17 protein-coding genes are annotated in these 17,786 nt (G+C 71.9%); 3 read left to right on the forward strand and 14 right to left on the reverse strand.

The window, feature by feature from the left end; translation table 11 throughout:
- Positions 1-36: 36 nt before the first annotated feature.
- Positions 37-1,272, reverse strand: coding sequence for a fatty acid desaturase (locus tag ACIPPS_RS03275; protein ID WP_401426205.1), 1,236 nt, complete (start codon positions 1,270-1,272; stop codon positions 37-39).
- 259 nt (positions 1,273-1,531) lie between these two features.
- Here ACIPPS_RS03275 and ACIPPS_RS03280 point away from each other — a divergent pair, with 259 nt between their 5' ends.
- Positions 1,532-2,722, forward strand: coding sequence for an acetyl-CoA carboxylase biotin carboxylase subunit family protein (locus ACIPPS_RS03280; protein ID WP_401426207.1), 1,191 nt, complete (start codon positions 1,532-1,534; stop codon positions 2,720-2,722).
- 75 nt (positions 2,723-2,797) lie between these two features.
- Here ACIPPS_RS03280 and ACIPPS_RS03285 read toward each other — a convergent pair whose 3' ends face one another.
- The 13 genes from ACIPPS_RS03285 to ACIPPS_RS03345 form a co-directional block, all read right to left on the reverse strand.
- Complete coding sequence (locus tag ACIPPS_RS03285) at positions 2,798-4,105, reverse strand: sulfate adenylyltransferase subunit 1 (protein WP_401426209.1); 1,308 nt, start codon at positions 4,103-4,105, stop codon at positions 2,798-2,800.
- Entirely contained in the window at positions 4,106-5,044 is a 939-nt protein-coding gene (gene cysD, locus ACIPPS_RS03290) for a sulfate adenylyltransferase subunit CysD (RefSeq protein ID WP_401426211.1), read from the reverse strand.
- A 14-nt stretch (positions 5,045-5,058) separates the two neighbouring features.
- Positions 5,059-5,619 carry an adenylyl-sulfate kinase gene (gene cysC, locus ACIPPS_RS03295; RefSeq protein WP_401426213.1) on the reverse strand — a complete coding sequence of 187 codons (561 nt, stop codon included), beginning with the start codon at positions 5,617-5,619 and terminating at the stop codon, positions 5,059-5,061.
- On the reverse strand, positions 5,616-6,488 hold the full coding sequence (locus ACIPPS_RS03300) for a [LysW]-aminoadipate kinase (RefSeq protein WP_401426215.1): 873 nt from the start codon (positions 6,486-6,488) through the stop codon (positions 5,616-5,618). Before ACIPPS_RS03300 ends, cysC begins: the two co-directional genes overlap by 4 nt.
- 22 nt (positions 6,489-6,510) lie before the next feature.
- Complete coding sequence (gene argC, locus ACIPPS_RS03305) at positions 6,511-7,542, reverse strand: N-acetyl-gamma-glutamyl-phosphate reductase (RefSeq protein WP_401426218.1); 1,032 nt, start codon at positions 7,540-7,542, stop codon at positions 6,511-6,513.
- 114 nt (positions 7,543-7,656) lie between these two features.
- Positions 7,657-9,558, reverse strand: coding sequence for a hypothetical protein (locus tag ACIPPS_RS03310; protein ID WP_401426221.1), 1,902 nt, complete (start codon positions 9,556-9,558; stop codon positions 7,657-7,659).
- 126 nt (positions 9,559-9,684) lie between these two features.
- Positions 9,685-9,864 (reverse strand): lysine biosynthesis protein LysW, encoded by a 180-nt coding sequence (locus ACIPPS_RS03315; protein WP_401426223.1) that lies wholly within the window; start codon positions 9,862-9,864, stop codon positions 9,685-9,687.
- Positions 9,861-10,829, reverse strand: coding sequence for a transketolase family protein (locus ACIPPS_RS03320; RefSeq protein ID WP_401426225.1), 969 nt, complete (start codon positions 10,827-10,829; stop codon positions 9,861-9,863). The genes ACIPPS_RS03315 and ACIPPS_RS03320 overlap by 4 nt, the downstream gene beginning before the upstream one ends.
- Positions 10,826-11,677 carry a transketolase gene (locus ACIPPS_RS03325; protein ID WP_401426227.1) on the reverse strand — a complete coding sequence of 284 codons (852 nt, stop codon included), beginning with the start codon at positions 11,675-11,677 and terminating at the stop codon, positions 10,826-10,828. The genes ACIPPS_RS03320 and ACIPPS_RS03325 overlap by 4 nt, the downstream gene beginning before the upstream one ends.
- A complete protein-coding gene (locus ACIPPS_RS03330) occupies positions 11,674-12,972 on the reverse strand; it encodes a DegT/DnrJ/EryC1/StrS family aminotransferase (protein ID WP_401426229.1) in 1,299 nt (432 codons plus the stop codon). Before ACIPPS_RS03330 ends, ACIPPS_RS03325 begins: the two co-directional genes overlap by 4 nt.
- Before the next feature lie 40 nt (positions 12,973-13,012).
- Positions 13,013-14,065: a BtrH N-terminal domain-containing protein gene (locus tag ACIPPS_RS03335; RefSeq protein ID WP_401426231.1), complete on the reverse strand. Its 1,053-nt coding sequence runs from the start codon at positions 14,063-14,065 to the stop codon at positions 13,013-13,015.
- A 1-nt stretch (position 14,066) separates the two neighbouring features.
- Positions 14,067-14,477, reverse strand: a complete 411-nt coding sequence (locus ACIPPS_RS03340) for a hypothetical protein (RefSeq protein WP_401426233.1) — start codon at positions 14,475-14,477, stop codon at positions 14,067-14,069.
- Positions 14,478-14,798: 321 nt separating this feature from the next.
- Positions 14,799-15,530 carry a sulfotransferase family protein gene (locus ACIPPS_RS03345; RefSeq protein WP_401426235.1) on the reverse strand — a complete coding sequence of 244 codons (732 nt, stop codon included), beginning with the start codon at positions 15,528-15,530 and terminating at the stop codon, positions 14,799-14,801.
- 252 nt (positions 15,531-15,782) lie between these two features.
- Here ACIPPS_RS03345 and lysX point away from each other — a divergent pair, with 252 nt between their 5' ends.
- A complete protein-coding gene (lysX, locus tag ACIPPS_RS03350; RefSeq protein ID WP_401426237.1) occupies positions 15,783-16,661 on the forward strand; it encodes a lysine biosynthesis protein LysX in 879 nt (292 codons plus the stop codon).
- On the forward strand, positions 16,658-17,782 hold the full coding sequence (locus tag ACIPPS_RS03355) for a M20/M25/M40 family metallo-hydrolase (RefSeq protein ID WP_401426239.1): 1,125 nt from the start codon (positions 16,658-16,660) through the stop codon (positions 17,780-17,782). Before lysX ends, ACIPPS_RS03355 begins: the two co-directional genes overlap by 4 nt.
- Positions 17,783-17,786: the final 4 nt, after the last annotated feature.

Genomic DNA, 17,786 nt, shown 5'->3' on the forward strand with positions numbered 1-17,786 from the left:
TCTGGTCGCGAAGGGGGCGACGAGCCGGCCGGCTCCTCACCGTCGGGAGGTGTCGAAACGCGAGACTAGAGGCGCGTTCGGCCTCTGCACATCCGCGTCGAGTTCATCCGCGAGGACGTACCGCACTGACTCCTCTTTGCGCGTGTGCACGTTTCGCTTACCCGCGCCCACACGGTAGGAGGCGGTCGCGGAGTCGGGGTCGGCCGCGAGCATCATGAGCTGGGCGAAGGTCGGGTTCGACCCGGCGGGGTCGCCGCCGGCCTGGCGCCACCGGCGGTACTTGGCGGCGTAACTGATCACGGTCTCCTTGCCCTTGCGCGAGCGGGGCGTGGTGAACGCGCCGGCCCACAGGCCGTCCCAGGCGGCGTACCCGGGGTCCTGGAGCATGACCCGGTGGGCCCGGCCCAGGTTCCAGTGGGGGATGCCGGTGTTCAGGTGGTGGACCAGGTGGTACCGGTCGTTGTGGCGGCTGATCAGGAACCGCTCCAGGAAGCGGCCGTGGCGGTTGCGGGTGAGCAGCACCGGCTGCTGCTCGCTCTCCGGCATCGGGTAGTGCTCGGCCAGTTCGGCGAGCCAGCCGATGGCCGCGTTGGTGGTGAACAGCGGGACGAACCAGAACAGGGCCAGCTCCGGCAGCCACCCGAACCAGGCGCAGATCCCGACGATGGCCGCCCACTGGGCGAGGACGACGACGCGCTCCACCCGGAGCGACACCGGTACGGAGACCGTGACCTGGGAGGCGTCGAAGAAGAGCCGTTCACGGGCCACGTACCGGATGTAGCTGAAGGCGCGCAGTCCGAGGGCCGAGAGCACGAGGTGCTTGTAGAAGAAGTACCGGTCGGAGCGCTCGGTGTCGTAGAGACCGCACTCGATGTGGAAGCTGTAGTCGGGGTCGTTCTCGGCGTCACCCAGGTTGCGGTGGTGGTTGCCGACGTGCGAGCTGCGGTAGGGGCCGAGCAGGTGCCACACCAGGTATCCGGAGAGCACCGTGCCGCCGATGAGGTTCAGCGTCCGGTTCCGGGCGAGCACCTTGTGGGACGACTCGTGCAGGAAGTGGGCGAGGAAGCGCTGGGTGGAGCCGATGACGACCAGGGCCACCGGATAGAACCAGTACGAGCCCGCGACGCAGAGAGCTACGGATCCGGCGATCAGTGCGTACTCGAAGAGAATTGCCAGCGGGCCGTGGTGGTTGTCGAGCCGGCAGAGCTCCCGGAGTTCCTTTCTGACTCCGGGAGCCAGTCGGTCGAAGTTCAGTTGCTCTATTGCGGACATGCCCGTCCTTCGGTCTGTACGCACTGTGCAATGCGTTCTTTCGGATGGAGGGAGACGCCGAACGGCGCCTCGGACGGACGCTATACGCGTGATGTCTCCGGGCACGTCTGCCGCAGGTTTATCCACGGGGGATCAAGGCATTTACCGGACCGCCGGCGACTAGTCATCTCGCTTATTCGGTACGGCCTCCAGGTGTGCCAGCATTGGCGCCCGCGTGTCATCAGACACCCCTTCCTGAAAGCCTCCGGAGGTCCGCGACATGAAATCCGTGCTCGTCCTTTCCTGGATAGCCATCGGCAACGTGCCCGCTGCGGTCGGGGAGCTCCGGTCCCGCGGTCTGCGGCCGGTGCTGGTCTCGAACCTGCCGGACGACCCCCATGCCGGCCTCTGCGACGACCACCTGGTGTTCGACTGGGACGGCGAGGAGCTCGCGGCCCTCACGGCCCGGATCGACGAGCGCGGCATCGTGCCGATCGCCGTCGTCAGCATGATCGAGAAGCTGATCGAGTGGAACATCGCGCTCACCACGCACTACGGCCTTCCGGGCGGTGGCACCGGCCGCGCCGTGCTGGCGAGCAAGAACCTGGTTCGGGAGCACATGCGGGCCCTGGGCCTGTCCGGGATCAGGTTCACCGACGACCCGGCGACCCTGGACTTCTTCCCCGCCATCGTCAAGCCCGCGCGGGAGTCCTCGGCCTCGTACCTGGTCAAGCGGGTGGACGACCGGGCGGAGCTGCTCGCCCACCTGAAGCACCTGGCGGAGTCCGGGGCGGGCGGGGTGGAGCTGATCGCCGAGGAGTTCCTGCCGGGCGTCGAGTTCTCCGTCGACGGGCCCGTGCTGAACGGCCGCTTCCACCCGCTCCTCGCGGTCGAGAAGCCCGACCACGACGACGTCCGGCACCATGACGCGGGCCTCGAGTTCCACCCGCCGCAGCAGGACCACGTGCGCGAAGGGGTGCGGGTCCTGTGCGAGGCGATCGACAGGCTGTGCGCCGACCGCGGCCTCGACCAGCTCTGGCTGCACTTCGAGGGCCGGAGCTCGCCGGACGGCAGGACCGAGCTCATCGAGATCAACGTCCGGGCCGGCGGCGGCGAGATCCCCCGGTCGATCCAGGAGCTGTACGGCATCGACGTGTTCTCGGTGATCGTCTCCATGGCGCTGGGCGAGTACGCGCCGCAGGAGCTGCCGGCGCTCCGCGAGCGGCCGTTCATCGGCTGGATGGACGTGGAGGCCGAGGAGATCGGCACGGTGGAGGTCGTCACGACCGAGGCCGAGCTGCTCGCCCTGCCCGGCGTCCTGCACGTGCGGCTGGCCGACGGGTTCCGGGTCACTCGCCTGGACATGGAGAACTTCTTCCTCACCTTCTCGATGACCGGCGACTCCGTGGACCAGCTGCGCGAGCACGCGGCGCGGGTCCTCGGCACCGTCGAGTACCGCGTCAGGCCGTGACCGGCTCCCCCGGGAAAGCCTGAAGCCCGGTCCACCACCCGCGGGGTGCGGTGGACCGGGCTTCGTACTTCCCGCTCAGCTCTCCGTCGCGACCATGCCCGCCGTCAGCGTGGCTCCGTCGGCCTCGTCGACCAGCAGGAACGAGCCGGTGCGCCGGTGGTCGGCGTAGTCGTCGAGCGGCAGCGGCGAGGCCGTGCGCAGCGTGACGCGGCCGATGTCGTTGGCCCGCAGGGCCCCCGGGCCCGGCAGCCGGCGCAGCGTCTCCAGGTCGAGGACCGAGTCGAGCGAGCGGACCACGGCCTTGACGACGGCGGTGCCGTGGCGCAGCAGGACGCGGTCGCCGGCGCGCAGCGGCCGGTCGGCGATGTGGCAGACGGTCGCGGTCACCTCCTGGGTCACGCGGGGAGCCTGGTCGACGGCGGCGATGAGGTCGCCGCGCGCGACGTCCACGTCGTCGGCCAGCCGGATCGTCACCGACTCCTCGGCGCGGGCGACCTCGACGTCGCGCTCGCCGAGCCGGTCGATCCCGGCGATCGACGTCCGCCTGCCCAAGGGCAGCACGACCACGTCGTCGCCCGGGCGGAAGACCCCCGAGGTGATCTGGCCCGCGTAGCCGCGGTAGTCGCGGAACTCGGCGCTCTGCGGGCGCAGCACGTACTGCACCGGCAGTCGCGCCGGGGAGGCGGAGGCGTCGCGTTCGGCGTCGACCGTCTCCAGGTGTTCGAGCAGGGTCGGGCCGGTGTGCCAGTCCATCCGCCCGGACGGCTGCACGACGTTGTCGCCGCGCAGGGCGCTGATCGGGATCGTCGTGACGGCGGCGATGCCGAGCGCCCGGGCGTACTCCGTGAACTCGTCCGCGATCCGGGCGAAGCGGTCCTCGGCGTAGCCGACGAGATCCATCTTGTTGACGGCCAGGACGACGTGCGGCACCTTCAGCAGGGCGGCGACGGCGGCGTGCCGGCGGGTCTGCTCGACCACGCCGTGGCGCGCGTCCACCAGCACGACGGCGACCTGCGCGGTCGACGCGCCGGTGACCATGTTCCGGGTGTACTGCACGTGCCCCGGCGTGTCGGCCAGGATGAAGCGGCGCCTGGGCGTCGCGAAGTAGCGGTAGGCGACGTCGATCGTGATGCCCTGCTCCCGTTCGGCGCGCAGTCCGTCGGTCAGCAGTGCGAGGTCCGTGGTCTCCAGTCCGCGCTCGCGGGAGACCCGCTCGACGGCGTCGAGCTGGTCGGCGAAGACCTGTTTGGTGTCGTGCAGCAGTCGGCCGACGAGCGTCGACTTGCCGTCGTCGACCGAGCCTGCCGTGGCGAGCCGGAGCAGTGAGCCCGGCCGTGTGGCATCCGTGTTCCCGGCCGCGAGCGGCACCGTAGGCATGCTCATCTAGAAATACCCCTCGCGCTTGCGGTCTTCCATGGCCGCCTCGGACATTCTGTCGTCGGCTCGGGTCGCGCCGCGCTCGGTCAGCGTCGAGGCGGCGATCTCCGCGATGATCTCCCGCACCGTCACGGCGTCGGACTCGACGGCGCCGGTGCAGGACATGTCGCCGACGGTGCGGTAGCGCACCCGGCTGGTCCGGACCGTCTCGCCCCGCGCCGGGCCGCCCCAGGCGCCGGCGGTGAGCCACATGCCGCCGCGCCGGAAGACCTCGCGCTCGTGGGCGAAGTAGATCGAGGGCAGTTCGATCCGCTCGCGCTCGATGTACTGCCACACGTCCAGTTCGGTGAAGTTGCTCAGCGGGAAGACCCGCACGTGCTCGCCGGGGCTGTGCCGCCCGTTGTACAGCGACCACAGCTCCGGGCGCTGGCGCCGCGGGTCCCACTGCCCGAACTCGTCGCGCAGCGAGAAGACGCGTTCCTTGGCCCTGGCCTTCTCCTCGTCGCGCCGTCCGCCGCCGAAGAGGGCGTCGAAGCGGTGCGTGGTCACGGCGTCGAGCAGCGGCACGGTCTGCAGCGGGTTGCGGGTGCCGTCCGGGCGTTCGCGCAGCCGCCCGTCGTCGATGTAGTCCTGGACCCGTGCCACGTCCAGCCGGGCGCCGGCCCGGGCGGCGGCGCGGTCGCGGAACTCCAGCACCTCGGGGAAGTTGTGCCCGGTGTCCACGTGCAGCAGGCCGAAGGGCACCTTCGCGGGCCAGAAGGCCTTGGCCGCGATGTGCAGCATGACGATCGAGTCCTTGCCCCCGGAGAAGAGCAGGACCGGTAGCTCGAACTGGGCCGCGGCCTCGCGGAAGATGTGCACCGCCTCGGCCTCGAGGGCGTCGAGGTGGTCCGGCGGCGCGGGGCGCGGCGGGCGCAGCGCGCCGGCGGTGTCGACAACAGTCATGTCAGTCTCCTTCGTCACAGTCCCCGTGCAGCGAGCAGCGCACGCACCTGCCGGACCGACTCGTCGATCGTGTTGTGTTGCGTGTGGAGGCGCAGGTCGGGGTCGACCGGCGCTTCGTAGGGGTCGTCCGCGCCGGTGAGACCGCTGATCTCGCCCGCTGCCTGTCTGGCGTAGAGGCCCTTGACGTCCCGGGCGGCGCACTTCTCCACCGGGGTCGCCACGTGCACCTCCAGGTAGCCGACGCCGCGCGCCGCGTGCTGGTCCCGCACCGCGGCGCGGGACTCCGCGTAGGGGGCGATGACCGGTGCCAGCACGGTGACGCCGTGCTCGGCGAGGAGCCGGGCCACGAACCCGATGCGCCGCACACTGGTGTCCCGGTCGGCCTTCGAGTACCCGAGGTCGGGGGAGAGCGCGGCGCGGACCTCGTCACCGTCGAGGACGCGCACCCGGTGTCCTTCGGCCGAGAGGCGTTCGGCGAGTCCGGTCGCGATGGTCGACTTGCCCGCGCTCGGCAGCCCGGTCAGCCAGACCGTACCGCCCTGCCACCCGGCCGGTGTGCCATCGGCTTCGCTCATACCCGGATCTCCTCCTTGTGTGAACCGCCCTCCGCGGCAGGGGCGTCGGCGACGTGCACGGTGGTGCCCGCCCCCGCGAGCGCCCGGCTGACCGGGTCCGGAGTGCGTCCGTCCGCGATGCGCACGGTGGTGACCCCGCCGGCCAGCGCCTCGCGGGCGGCGATGAGCTTGAGCGCCATGCCGCCGGTGGCCGACGGGTCGGGCGCCCCGCTGGGGGTGATCCCGATGCTGTCGCGCACGCTGGTGGGGTCGCCGGGATCGGCGAGCACCCCGGGTGCGCCGGTGAGCAGCAGCAGTTGGTCGGCGCCGAGGGCGGCGGCCAGGGCGGCGGCGGCCCGGTCGGCGTCGACGTTGACGGGCTGGTCGTGCTCGTCGATGGCCGGAGGCGAGACCACCGGTACGTAGCCGGCCCGCAGCAGGTTCCGGGGGAGTTCGGGGCGCACGGTGGCGATCCGGCCGCTGTGGTTGTCGCGGACCAGGACGGTGCGGCCGTCGACGACGGCGCGGACGGCGGCCTTCCGGCGGGCCCGCAGCATCCCGCCGTCCATGCCGGTGAGGCCGACGGCGGGCACGCCGTGGCGGGAGAGTTCCGCCACCAGCCGGGGCTTGACCGAGCCGGCCAGGGCGAGGACGACCACGTCGAGGGTGTCCGGGTCGGTGTAGCGGGTGGACACGCCGTCCGGTGCGACCAGGGTGCGCTGCGGGACGTCGAGCCGGCCGGACAGCCGGGCGATCTCGCCGGAGCCGCCGTGGACGAGCAGGATGGAGTGGCCCTCGTGGACCAGGCGGGCGATGTCGGCGCAGATGCCTGCGGCGTCGACGGCGGGATTGCCGCCGCACTTGACGACGGTCAGGGGTTGGGTGATCACGCTCTCTCCGGTTCGGCGGGGGCTACAGCGGGTGCAGGCCGGGGAAGGTGAGGCCGAGGGTCTCGGGGAGACCCATGCGGACGTTGAGGGACTGCACGGCGTTGCCGGCACCGCCCTTGACCAGGTTGTCCAGGGCTCCGATGGCGCTCAGCCGGCGGGTGTCCTCGTCGAGGGCGAAGCCGACGTCGCAGAAGTTCGATCCGAGCAGGATCTTCGGGTCGGGGTAGCGGTAGACGCCGCGCTGGTGGGCGACGACGCGGACGAAGGGCTCGGCCGCGTAGCACTCGCGGAAGGCGCGGCGGACGGCCTTGGTGTCGACGCCGGGGCGCAGGGTGGCGTGGCAGAGGGTCTGGGCTCCGCGGACCGCCTCGACGCCGGTGGCGGTCATGGCGGTCGGCAGGCCGAGGTGCTGGGCGATCTCGGCCTCGTGCCGGTGGTGGGTGGGGGCGAAGACGCGCATCGCGCCGCTGCGTTCGGCGTGCAGGTTGGCCGGTCCCGCGGTGGCGCCCGAGCCGCTGGAGCCGGTCTTCGCGTCGACCTGCGCCCCGCGTTCGAGGTCGATCAGGTCGTGCGCCACCAGGGGGTGGAGAGCGAGCACGGCGGCCGTGGCCATGCAGCCGGGCACGCTGATCAGGTCGGCGGTGCGCAGGCGCTCGCGGTAGAGCTCCGGCAGGCCGGGGACGAAGTCGTCCAGCAGTTTCGGTGCCAGGTGCTCCTCGCCGTAGTAGCGCCGGAAGACCTCGGTGTCGTAGAGCCGGAAGTCGCCGGTCAGATCGAGGACGACGCCGGCGCGCGAGCGCCAGTGCTCGATCTGGGTCATCGCCACCCGGTGCGGCAGGGCCAGGAACACCGCGTCGCTCTCCGGTGCGTCCTCGGCCGAGCAGAACGGCAGATCGGTGACGGAGCGCAGATTGGGATGCACACCGTCGATCCGCTTGCCGGGGAAGCGGGACGACACGGCGCCCACCACCTCCACCTCGGGGTGGCCCAGCAACAGCCGCAGCAGTTCCCCGCCGATGTAGCCGGCCGCACCGACCACTGTCACTCGCAGCACGGCCACGCCCTCCTCACCTGCACGCCACGAAGCGCCTCCACCACGTCCTCCAATTCGAACGGTTGTGACCTGAAAGGGAATTCACGTACGCGGCCGGTCCGGCCCACGAGCCCGTCAGCCGGCGTTCCCGGCGGCCAGGACGCCGAAGTTGCGGCGGGCGATCGACACGGCGAGGTCCTGTACGGCGAAGGCCGTCATGTAGTAGCCGTGCGGCGGGATGCCGGGGTCGAGGGTCAGGGTGAACGTCGTCTCGCCGGTCCCGTCCGGGGCGATCCTGACCTTGCGCAGGTTCGGTTCGATCGTGCAGCCGGCGCGACCGTAGCTGGCGAAGAAGAGACCGAGGCGCAGGATGCCGGGCCGGGCGTCGCGCACGGCCACCCGCACCTCGTTCGTGGCCCCCTGCTCGGCGCCGTCCTCGGCGTGGATCAGCAGCGACGGGGAGCCGAAGAGCCGGAAGGCGACGTCACCGCAGCGGGTGCAGACGACGCCCTCGTAGTCGAGCGAGGTGGGGACGAGGGCACGCCGGCTGTAGCGCTCGGCGGGCCGGCCGCACTGGCAGCGCACGTGGCTGACGTCGGACATGTCGATCCGGCTGCGCTCGCCGAAGTAGGCGAAGCAGTTGCTGAGTTCGTTCTCCGGGTCCTTGGTGAACTGGGTGGCGATCGCCATGTCCAGCGACTGCAGGTCGTCCATCAGGCCGCGGAGCACCGGGGTGCGGTCCTGGTGGACCGCCAGGTCGCGCCGGGAGACCTGGCTCTCGACCTTGACGGCGAGCTTGCCCAGGCGGGGGCGGAGCGCGTGGTTGGGGGCCAGCACCCCGCCGGCCAGGTACGCGGTGAGGCGGGCCGAGGTGGTGAGGAGCAGCGGCTCCGGCTCGACGGCGGGCAGCTCCGGCGTACGGCCGGCGTCCTCGCCGGTGCCGAACTGGACGTAGGCGGGGTACGGCTCCGAGGTGCCGATGCTCGCGTTGAGCGCCTCCGTCGAGGAGGACCCCGCCAGGGCGGCCTCCGTCCAGACGAGGTTCTCCGGGCGGGCGGAGGCGTGGACGGTGATCGCGCCGACGACGTTCTTGGCGGTCCCGTCGATCGCGTTGAGCATCAGCTGGTACTTCGGGTCGAACACGGCGGCGTCGGCGAAGGGGGCGTTGTTGCAGGAGCTCAGCACCACCTCCGCGGCGCGAACGTCCCTGAGCTGGATCAGCTTGTCCACGGGCTTGTAGCAGGTGGAGGTGGCGCAGATCGGGGCGACCAGGGACGGGTTCCGTCCGACGGTCTCGTTCAGACCGCAGATGGTGAATTCGGCGAGGTTGATCGAGTCGTCCTTGCCGTGCCCCTGGAGCATCAACCGCCGCCAACGGGTCCCGAGGATCTCGGACCTGACGTCCGTGTTCCCCACCTCGCCCTCGTTGCGCAGGTGGATGCCGTCGCGGGTGAGACCGCGGTCGACGGCGGTGAAGAGACCGAGCTCGTGCACGTCCGGGGCCGGCGTGACGTACTGCTTGGCGGTGAACCAGGCGAGGGAGGCGGCGTCGCGGCCGGTGAGGAACGACAGCCGCACGTCCGGCCGGCGCGAGGCGGCGCGGACCAGCGGCCAGATGAGGTCCACCGTGAAGTGCTCGTAGAGACCGGCGACCAGGAGGGTGTACGTCTCGGGGCGGCCGTCCCGCGGGGCGAGCCGGTCGAGCAGGGCGGGGACGAGCTCCTCCTGGTCGAGCCAGGTGAGGGCGCAGGGCGCGATCAGCGCGTGCAGTCCCGCCGGCAGGGACTCGGGCCTGAGCACGACGCCGTAGGTGCGGGCGGCCGGGCGGGTCACCTCGCCGTAGAGGGTGGCCGCGCGCTCGGCGGAGGCGGCCAGGTCGGCCCGTCCGCCGGTCCACACCGGGACGGACGCGGGCGTGTCCGCGGCGAGGAACGCGTCGACGGCGGCGGCGTACGAACCCGCGTCGTCGAGGACCGAGAACGGCGAGCGCGTCAAGGTTGCCGTCCCGACGCCGGGACCGTGGGGTTCGGACTGCATGAGGTGGGGCTCCTTCGGGGAAGTCGTGCGCTTCTGGGCTGTGCGGAAGGTCCGGAACGCGGCGCGCCCCGGCGTACACGGCGCGCCGGGGCGGCCACCGCCGGGGGCGGCCACTGCCGGGGGCTGCTACTCGCCCCAGTCCTCCTCGACCTCGGGGGCGAGGGCGAGCACCATGGGGTCGAGCGCGACGACCTCCAGCTCGCTCCGGCAACCTGCGCATTCCAGGATCTCGTTGAGCCGGACCGAGTCGCCGACGGTCACCGGCTCCTCGCACTCCGGGCAGGACAGGGCAGTCGTGGTGGTCACGAGACGTGTTCCTTTCGGCCGGTTCTTCCCGTGCGGGCCGCGGTGTCGAGGGCGGTACGGACCGTCCTCACGACCCGCTCCGCGGTGAGGTCGTAGTGCGCGACGAGGTGCTCCTGGTGGCCGACCTCGGTGACGAAGGTGTCGGGCACACCCAGCCGCACCACCCGTACCGGCGCGCGCTCGGCCAGCGTCTCGGCCACCGCTCCGCCGAGTCCGCCGCCCCGCCAGTGCTCCTCCAGGGTCACGACGAGGTCGGCCGGGCGGGCCGCGGCGGTCAGCGTCTCGGTGTCGAGCGGTCGCAGCGTGTGCATGTTGAGCACGGTGGCCTCGATGCCGTGGCCGGCGAGCGCGTCCGCCGCGGCGAGGCACGCGAGCACCGGGTACGGGCCGCAGCTCGCGAGGACGACGTCGCCGCCCTCCCGCAGCGTCTGCGCCTGCCCGATGACGGGGGGCGGGCCGACGGGCAGCGGCGGGGTCGCCTTGCGGCCGAGGCGGACGTAGAGCGGTCCGGGCAGGTTCAGGCTCTGTTCGACGAACGCCTCCGTGGCGGCGGCGTCGGCCGGCACGACGACGGTCATGCCGGGCAGCACCCGCATCACGGCGAGGTCTTCCAGGGCCTGGTGGGTGGGGCCGAGGTGGCCCGCGGCCAGGCCGCCGTGGGTGGCCATGATGCGGACCGGCAGCCGGTTGTAGGCGATGTCGATCTTGATGGCCTCCAGCGCGCGGGAGGTGGCGAAGGCGGCCATCGTGTTGACGAACGGGACCCGTCCGCAGGCCGCCATGCCGGCGGCCACGCCCATCAGGTTCTGCTCGGCGATACCGAGGTTGAGGTACTGCTCGCCGGCGGCCGCCGCGTGGTCCGCGGAGAACAGCCCGGTGTCGGAGTCCAGGCACATCAGCTCGGGACGGCGCGCCAGCAGCGGAAGCAGGGTGTCCCGGTACGCCTCGCGGGTCGCGCGGCTCATCCCAGGGCCTCCGTGGCTCGTAGCGCGTTCAGCGCCCGCGCGTGGTTGCGGGGCGAGAGGGTGACGTAGTGGCTCGCCGGACGGCCGGCCAGGAAGGGCAGGCCGTGGCCCTTGACCGTGTGGGCGATCAGCACGCTCGGCTTGCCCGGCTCCCACGGCGCGCCGTCGAGGTGCTCGGCGAGCAGCGCCGGGTCATGGCCGTCCACCTCGCGCACCGACCATCCGAAGCTGCGCCAGCGTTCGGCCAGCGGCTCCATCGGTGCGATGCCCTGGGTCGGTCCGGTCAGCTGCAGGCCGTTGCGGTCCACGACGGCGACCAGCCGGTCCAGGCGCAGGCTGGCGGCCGCGATCGCGGCCTCCCACACCGAACCCTCCTGGAGCTCGCCGTCGCCGAGCAGGACGAAGCTGCGCGCCGGGCTCTGCGCGTAGCGGGCCGCCAGCGCGAAGCCGCAGCCCAGGGCGAGCCCGTGGCCGAGCGAGCCGGTCGGCAGTTCCACGCCGGGCACCGCGCGGACCGGGTGGCCCATCAGCCGGCTGCCGGGGCGGCCGAACTCGGCGAGCTCCTCGACCGGGAAGTAGCCGCGCTCGGCCAGGGTCGCGTACAGCGCGACGGCGGCGTGGCCCTTGCTGAGCAGGAAGCGGTCGCGGTGCGGATCGTCCGGTCGGCTCGGGTCCACGTCGAGGACGGAGAAGTACAGCGCGGTGAGCACGTCGGTGCAGGAGAGCCCGCCACCGAGGTGGCCGCCCTCGGGCCCGGCGCACATGTCGACCACGTGCCGGCGGATGCGGGCGGCGATCGCGTCGAGCGTCCCGAGTGCGTCCCGCTCCAGCAGTTGGGTTCCGGTCATGACGCCGCCTTCGCGAGTGTGGCCACCATGTCCTTGTTGGCCCACACCTTCTCGAAGGCGTCGGCGTACAGCGAGAGCAGTTCGCCCGCACCGGGGTTGAGGTGGCGCTTCTGGATGGTCAGCGAGTCGGCGATGACCTCGCGGGTCACCGGGTAGCCCTCGCCCTGGACCGTGCCGGGCGCGCCGGTCATGGCCCACGGGTGGCCCGAGCCGAAGCCGAGGCGGTCGACGAAGACCTTCTGGTCGGGCAGCGGCATCAGCTGGTACTGCGACATCGGGACGCCCTCGGCACGCAGCAGCCGGCGCAGAGCCGAGCGCAGCGCCTGCGGGCTCACGCCGTCCAGGCCGAACGCGGCCGGGTCGAAGCGGAAGCGCAGGATGTGCCAGACGTGGGTGGTGTCCGGGAGCGCGGTGGGCACCTGGAGGCCGGGCAGCCCCGCGAGCCGGGCGAGGAACTCGGTGACGTTCCGCTGCCGGTGCTCCTCGTACCCGTCGAAGCGGGCGAGCTGCGCGGAGGTGAACGCGGCCTGGAGGGCGTTCATCTTGTGGTTCCAGCCGAGGCCGTACGAGACGTAGTCGCGGTCGCGGCCCGCGGTGATCACCTCGCCGAACTGCCGGCCCCGGCGCATCGCCTCGGCCAGCTCGTCGCTGCCGGTCACGAGCAGTCCGCCCTCGCCGCAGGTCGGGATGTTCTTGCTGACCTGGAGGCTGAAGGAGCCCGCGTCGCCGATCCCGCCGACCGGCCGGCCGCGGTGGGTCGCCCCGGGGGCCTGTGCGGCGTCCTCGACCACCGCGAGGTCGTGCTTGCGGGCGATCGCCATGATGCGGTCCATGTCGGCGGGCGCGCCGTGCAGGTGTACGGGGATGATCGCCCGGGTCCTGGGCGTGATCCGCCGCTCGATGTCGTCCGGGTCGATGTTGAAGGTGACCGGGTCGATGTCGGCGAAGACCGGGACGGCCATCTGGTGCACCGGCGCGAGCCCGGTGGCGATGAAGCTGAGCGCGGGCACGATCACCTCGTCCCCCGGTCCGACGCCGAGCGCGGACAGCGCCAGGGACAGCGCGGCGGTGCCGTTGGACACCGCGACGCACTGCGCGAAGCCGAAGCGGCGGGACCAGTCGTTCTCCAGCTCGGAGACCGGGTTCACGCCGTCGGTGTCGGACACCAGCCGGGCGCCGTCGAGGGCGTCGAGAACGGCCTTGCGGTCCTCGTCCTCGACCAGGGGCCACGGCACATGACGTCGGTCTTTCGGCACGGCCGGCGTACCGCCGAGCGCTGCCAGCTTGCTGCTCACTCTTCACTCCGGGAGGTCACGAGGGTCGATGCGTACACGATCAGAGCCGGGCCGCCACCGCGCCGACGGCGTCGACCGCGCGGGCGTAGGCGCCGCGCAGCAGCGTGGTGTGGTGCGCGATGTCGAGGGCGGCCGCGCGCGGGTCCTCGAGCCCGTGCGCGCCGGTGAAGCGCAGCCCGGTCCAGGTGTGCGCCACGGTCTCGACCGCGCGGCCCGCTCCGGCCAGCGCCGGGTCGCGCCACTCACCGCCGCAGCGGCGCAGCAGTTCCCCGTGGAGCGAGGCCTGCGCCTGCATGGCCCAGCCGAACGGGTAGAGCTCGCGCAGCGCACCGGCGTCGTCCGCCCGGCACCGTTCGAGGAGTTCCGCGGCGAACTGGTCGAAGCCCGCGAGACCGGTGCGGACCGGGCCCGCGGTGGTGAAGTCCTCGGTGTTGGTGCGGAGGAAGCCGCCGAGCAGGTCGGGCGTCAGCGGGGCGGGCGCGGCGTCCAGCCGGACGTCGAGGCAGCGCCGGCCTATCCGGGAGTCGCTGAAGAAGGCGTCCTGGACGTCGGTCGGGTTCTCCGAGTTCCAGCTGCGCAGGAACTGCTCGATCGGGACCGCGCCGCGGAAGGACGGCGGCATCGCGTCCGAGACGTAGACGACGCCACGGGTCTCGTCCAGACCGTAGATCACCACCTGGTGCGCGGCGTGCACGTCTCCGTACGCGGGCCGGAACGGCAGGTGGAAGTTGTCGACGGCGGCGATGACGGGCCGGTCCTCGGCGAGCGATGCGCGCACCTCGCTCCAGACGTCCTGCTCGTCGGCCGGCCGCCACCAGCGCACGCTCAACGCGTGGTGCGGTGCCAGCGCGGTGCCCAGGTCGATCGTCCCGGACTCGTCGGGCAGGCACGGGTAGTAGAACTCCTCGTGCCGGACGTCGCCCGGCAGGTGCAGGAACCGCCACCCCGCGCCCAGCACGGCGAGCGGGTCGGCGCCCTGGCGGGCCAGCACCGAACCGATGGTGGCCTGCAGGCAGCTGATGAGGTCGCGGTACCACAGCTCGGGTTCCGGACCGTTGATCGTGTACGTGCGTGCGGGCGTTTCCACGGTCATGTCAGCGCTCCGTCCGCTGGAGGGTGACGGCGAAGATGTGCACCGCGACGTTGCGCGGCAGCAGGATGCCGGTGAGGTCGGCCCGCCGGGTCACGGCCACCCGCTGCGCCCACATCACCGCGGGGACGCCGCGCTGCACGTGGTGCGGGTAGTGCATGGCCAGGCTCTCGAAGGCCCTGACCTCGCCGAACCACGCCGGGGCCGCCCAGAAGTCGGAGACCCGCAGCGGTTCCGCGTCGACCGAGCCGTCCGCGAAGGTCAGCTCGACGGTGTCCTCGGAGCGCCGTTCGGACGCGGCCAGGACGTGGATCCAGTCGTACCGGTCCCGGGGGACCTTGATGAACTGGCCGGCGCAGCGGATGTTGTCGGACCCTTCGCAGACCGGAGGGAACTCAAAGGGAACCCCGTCCACGTGGACGAGACTCCCGCCCGCCGGCAGGTATTCCGCCGCGAACGAGTTCCGCCACACATTGAATGCCCCTGCCCCGGTCTCCGCCGCCGAAGAGATTGCCGCATTGTTGCGGTGCTCGGAAATGTCGATCCGATCGAACAGAAACCTTGTGGCTGAGGACGTCGAGATCCCCGTCAAGTGCCCCACCTCGCTGGAACGGAATGTACGACTCGAACGTAGTCTGCTGATTCGCGCTCATCATCCGCGTGGCGATTACCCTGCACATCCGCATACGGATACGGCGTACGCGCCGGGTCATCATGCGGAAGATTCCGCCGGACCTCACGGGCGGAGTGCGACGGCGCGCAGCTTCTCGTAGTACGGCTGGTGGTGGTCGCGGAAGGCGCGCAGCACCGGGTCCGCCGCCACTTTCTCCGCTCCGTCGGTCCTGCCGCGGGCGAAGCCGGAGGTCTCGCTGGTCGCCCGGTGCCACTTGCTGGTCGACCGCCACTCCGAGCGCATGCCCGGCCGCCAGGTCAGCGCCTCGGGGCGGAAGGGGATGCCGACCGCCTCGCAGTAGGCCCGCACGGTCTCGGCGGGGCGGTCGAGCAGGTCGTCGGAGTCGATCACGACCGGCGTGGCACCGGTGACGGCCTGCACCGCGCCGAAGATCTCGTACAGCCGGGCGAAGCCGATCTCGTCCTGGCCCAGCTCCGGGTTGAGCGCGTGGTGCGAGGCGATCGCCTCGGCCGGGTCGCGGATGATGAAGGTGTGCGTCGCGGCGGCGAGGAAGGCCTCGTCGGCGAGGAGCTCCGGGTAGGGGAAGTCCGTGGTGTCCTTGAAGAACACCGGCCGGCGGCTCCCCATGGCGCGCAGTTGGGCGAGCACGGCCCGCTCGTCGTGCGCGACGCGGTCGCCGACCTCCACCTCGCCGAAGTCGACCACCCGGGAGAAGGGCTCGTGCACGACGGCGTGGTCGCCCCGCTCCGTCATCATCCGCGCGAACGCGGTCGAACGACAGCGCGGCGCGCTCCACAGGGCGAGCACCGGAATCCGTTCCGACGTTCTTTCCACGACTTCCCCCTCTGTGCCTTGCGGCGGTCAACGCTTTCCGCCGGGTTTCCGAATGCGGTCAACAATGGCACGGCACCGGCCTGGGCCGGGTAATCAGAATTCGCAATCGCAGCGGCCCGACTCCCTGTGATACGTCCTCCCGATTCCTTTCGGCGCGGACGCGCGGACCGGCCCCGCCCTCCTATTTTTCTCTTCACGCGGCGGGCTCGCCCTGCCGTCCGGCCCAGCAGTGGTGCTTCAAACGGAGGTCACGTGTCAGCAACGCCCGAGCGCCCAGACGCCCGCAGGATCGCCGTGCTCGCCAGCAGGATCGGCGCTGACGAGAAGCGGCTGTTCGACGCCTTCGAGCGGCGCGGTGTCCCCTACGAGCACCTCGACCCGCGGCGGCAGTGGTTCCCCGCCGGGCGGCGCGAGCTGCCCTGGGGCCTCGCGCTGAACCGGGAGATCGGCCAGACGCGCGCGGGGTACGCGGCCCGCTGCCTCGCCGCGGCGGGGGTCGACGTCGTCAACAGCGTGTCCGCGACCGAGGTGTGCGGCGACAAGTGGCTCACCACCCAGGCCCTGGCGGAGGCCCGCGTACCGACGCCGCGCACCGCGCTCGCCCTCACCCCGCAGGCCGCCCTGGAAGCCCTGGACTCCCTCGGCTACCCGGCGGTGCTCAAGCCGCTGGTCGGCTCGTGGGGGCGGCTGGTGGTCCAACTCCCCGACCGCGTCGCGGCGGAGGGCGTACTGGAGTACGCCGGCGCGCTGCCCGGACCGCAGTCGCACCTCGCGTACGTGCAGGAACTGGTCGACAAGCCGGACCGGGACATCCGCGTGATCGTGATCGGCGGACAGGTGATCGGCGCGATCTACCGGACCGGTGAGGCCCTGCGCACCAATGTGGCGCTCGGCGGCCGGACGCTGCCGTGCGAGGTGACGCCGGAGATCGAGAAGCTCTCCCTCGAAGCGGCCGTCGCCGTCGGCGCGGACATCGCCGGTGTCGACCTGATCGAGGACCGCGACGGCCGGCTGCTGGTCCTCGAGGTCAACCACCGGGTGGAGTTCTCCGGTTTCCAGTCCGTCCTCGGCGACCACGTCAGTGTCGCGGACCGCATCCTCGACCACCTGCTGGAACGGAGTCAGCGATGAACTGGCCCTTCACGCCCTCGGGCAAAGTCACCGAGACGTACGCCGCCGGGCTGCTGCGCAAGCTGCTGGAGACCTCCTCCCCCTCGTACCAGGAGCGCGAGCTGGCCGACTTCCTCGTCGAGGCGATGACGGGCCTGGGCTTCGCCACGCACATCGACGACGTCGGCAACGTGATCGGCGTGATCGAGCGCGGTGACGGCCCGACCCTGATGCTGCTCGGACACATGGACACCGTCTCGGGCCACGTCCCGGTCCGGTCCGAGGACGGCCGGCTGTACGGCCGGGGTGCGGTCGACGCGAAGGGGCCGCTGGCGGCGATGATCTGCGCCGCGGCCGGCGCGGTGGACTTCCCCGGCAGGATCGTGGTGATCGGCGTCGTCGAGGAGGAGACCCCCGCCTCGCGGGGCGCGATGGCGATCCGGGCCCGCCACGAGCGGCCGGACGCGCTGATCATCGGCGAGCCGAGCGGCTGGTCGAGCGTGGTGCTCGGCTACAAGGGGAAGCTCGACCTGCGCTACACCGTCAAGTGCCCCGCCACACACCCGAGCAACCCGGTGCCGAAGGCGTCCGAACTGGCCGTCGCCTGCTGGAACGCGCTGCTCGACCTGCTCGGGCCGGACGCGAGCCACGCCGTCTTCGACCGGCCGGGCCCGACACTGTGCCGCCTCAACGCCGACCTGACCTCGGCGTCGATGGACCTCAGCATCCGCACCCCGCCGGGATTCGACGACGAGAAGCTGGTGCGCGAGCTGCGCGAGCGGCTGGCCGACGGTGAGCTCAAGGTGCTGAACGCGGTGTCGGCCTGCCGCGTGGGCCGGGCCGATCCCGCGGTACGCGCCCTGGTCACCGGCATCCGCCACCTGCACGCCCAGCCGCGACTCGTGCTGAAGACGGCCACCTCGGACATGAACACCCTCGCCGAGGTGTGGGACATCCCCATGGCCACCTACGGTCCGGGCGACAGCAGCCTCGACCACGCCGACGACGAGCACATCGTCCTCGCCGACTACCTGCGCGGCATCGACGTCCTGACCATCGCCATCGCGGAGCTGGCCCACCTGCCCGGGCGCCCGGGCGACCGGGTGAGCGCCGCGCCGCCACCGCTGAGGAGCGTCAAGTGACGGA

It is taken from the genome of Streptomyces sp. NPDC090127, assembly GCF_044746945.1.
GTDB lineage: Bacteria > Actinomycetota > Actinomycetes > Streptomycetales > Streptomycetaceae > Streptomyces.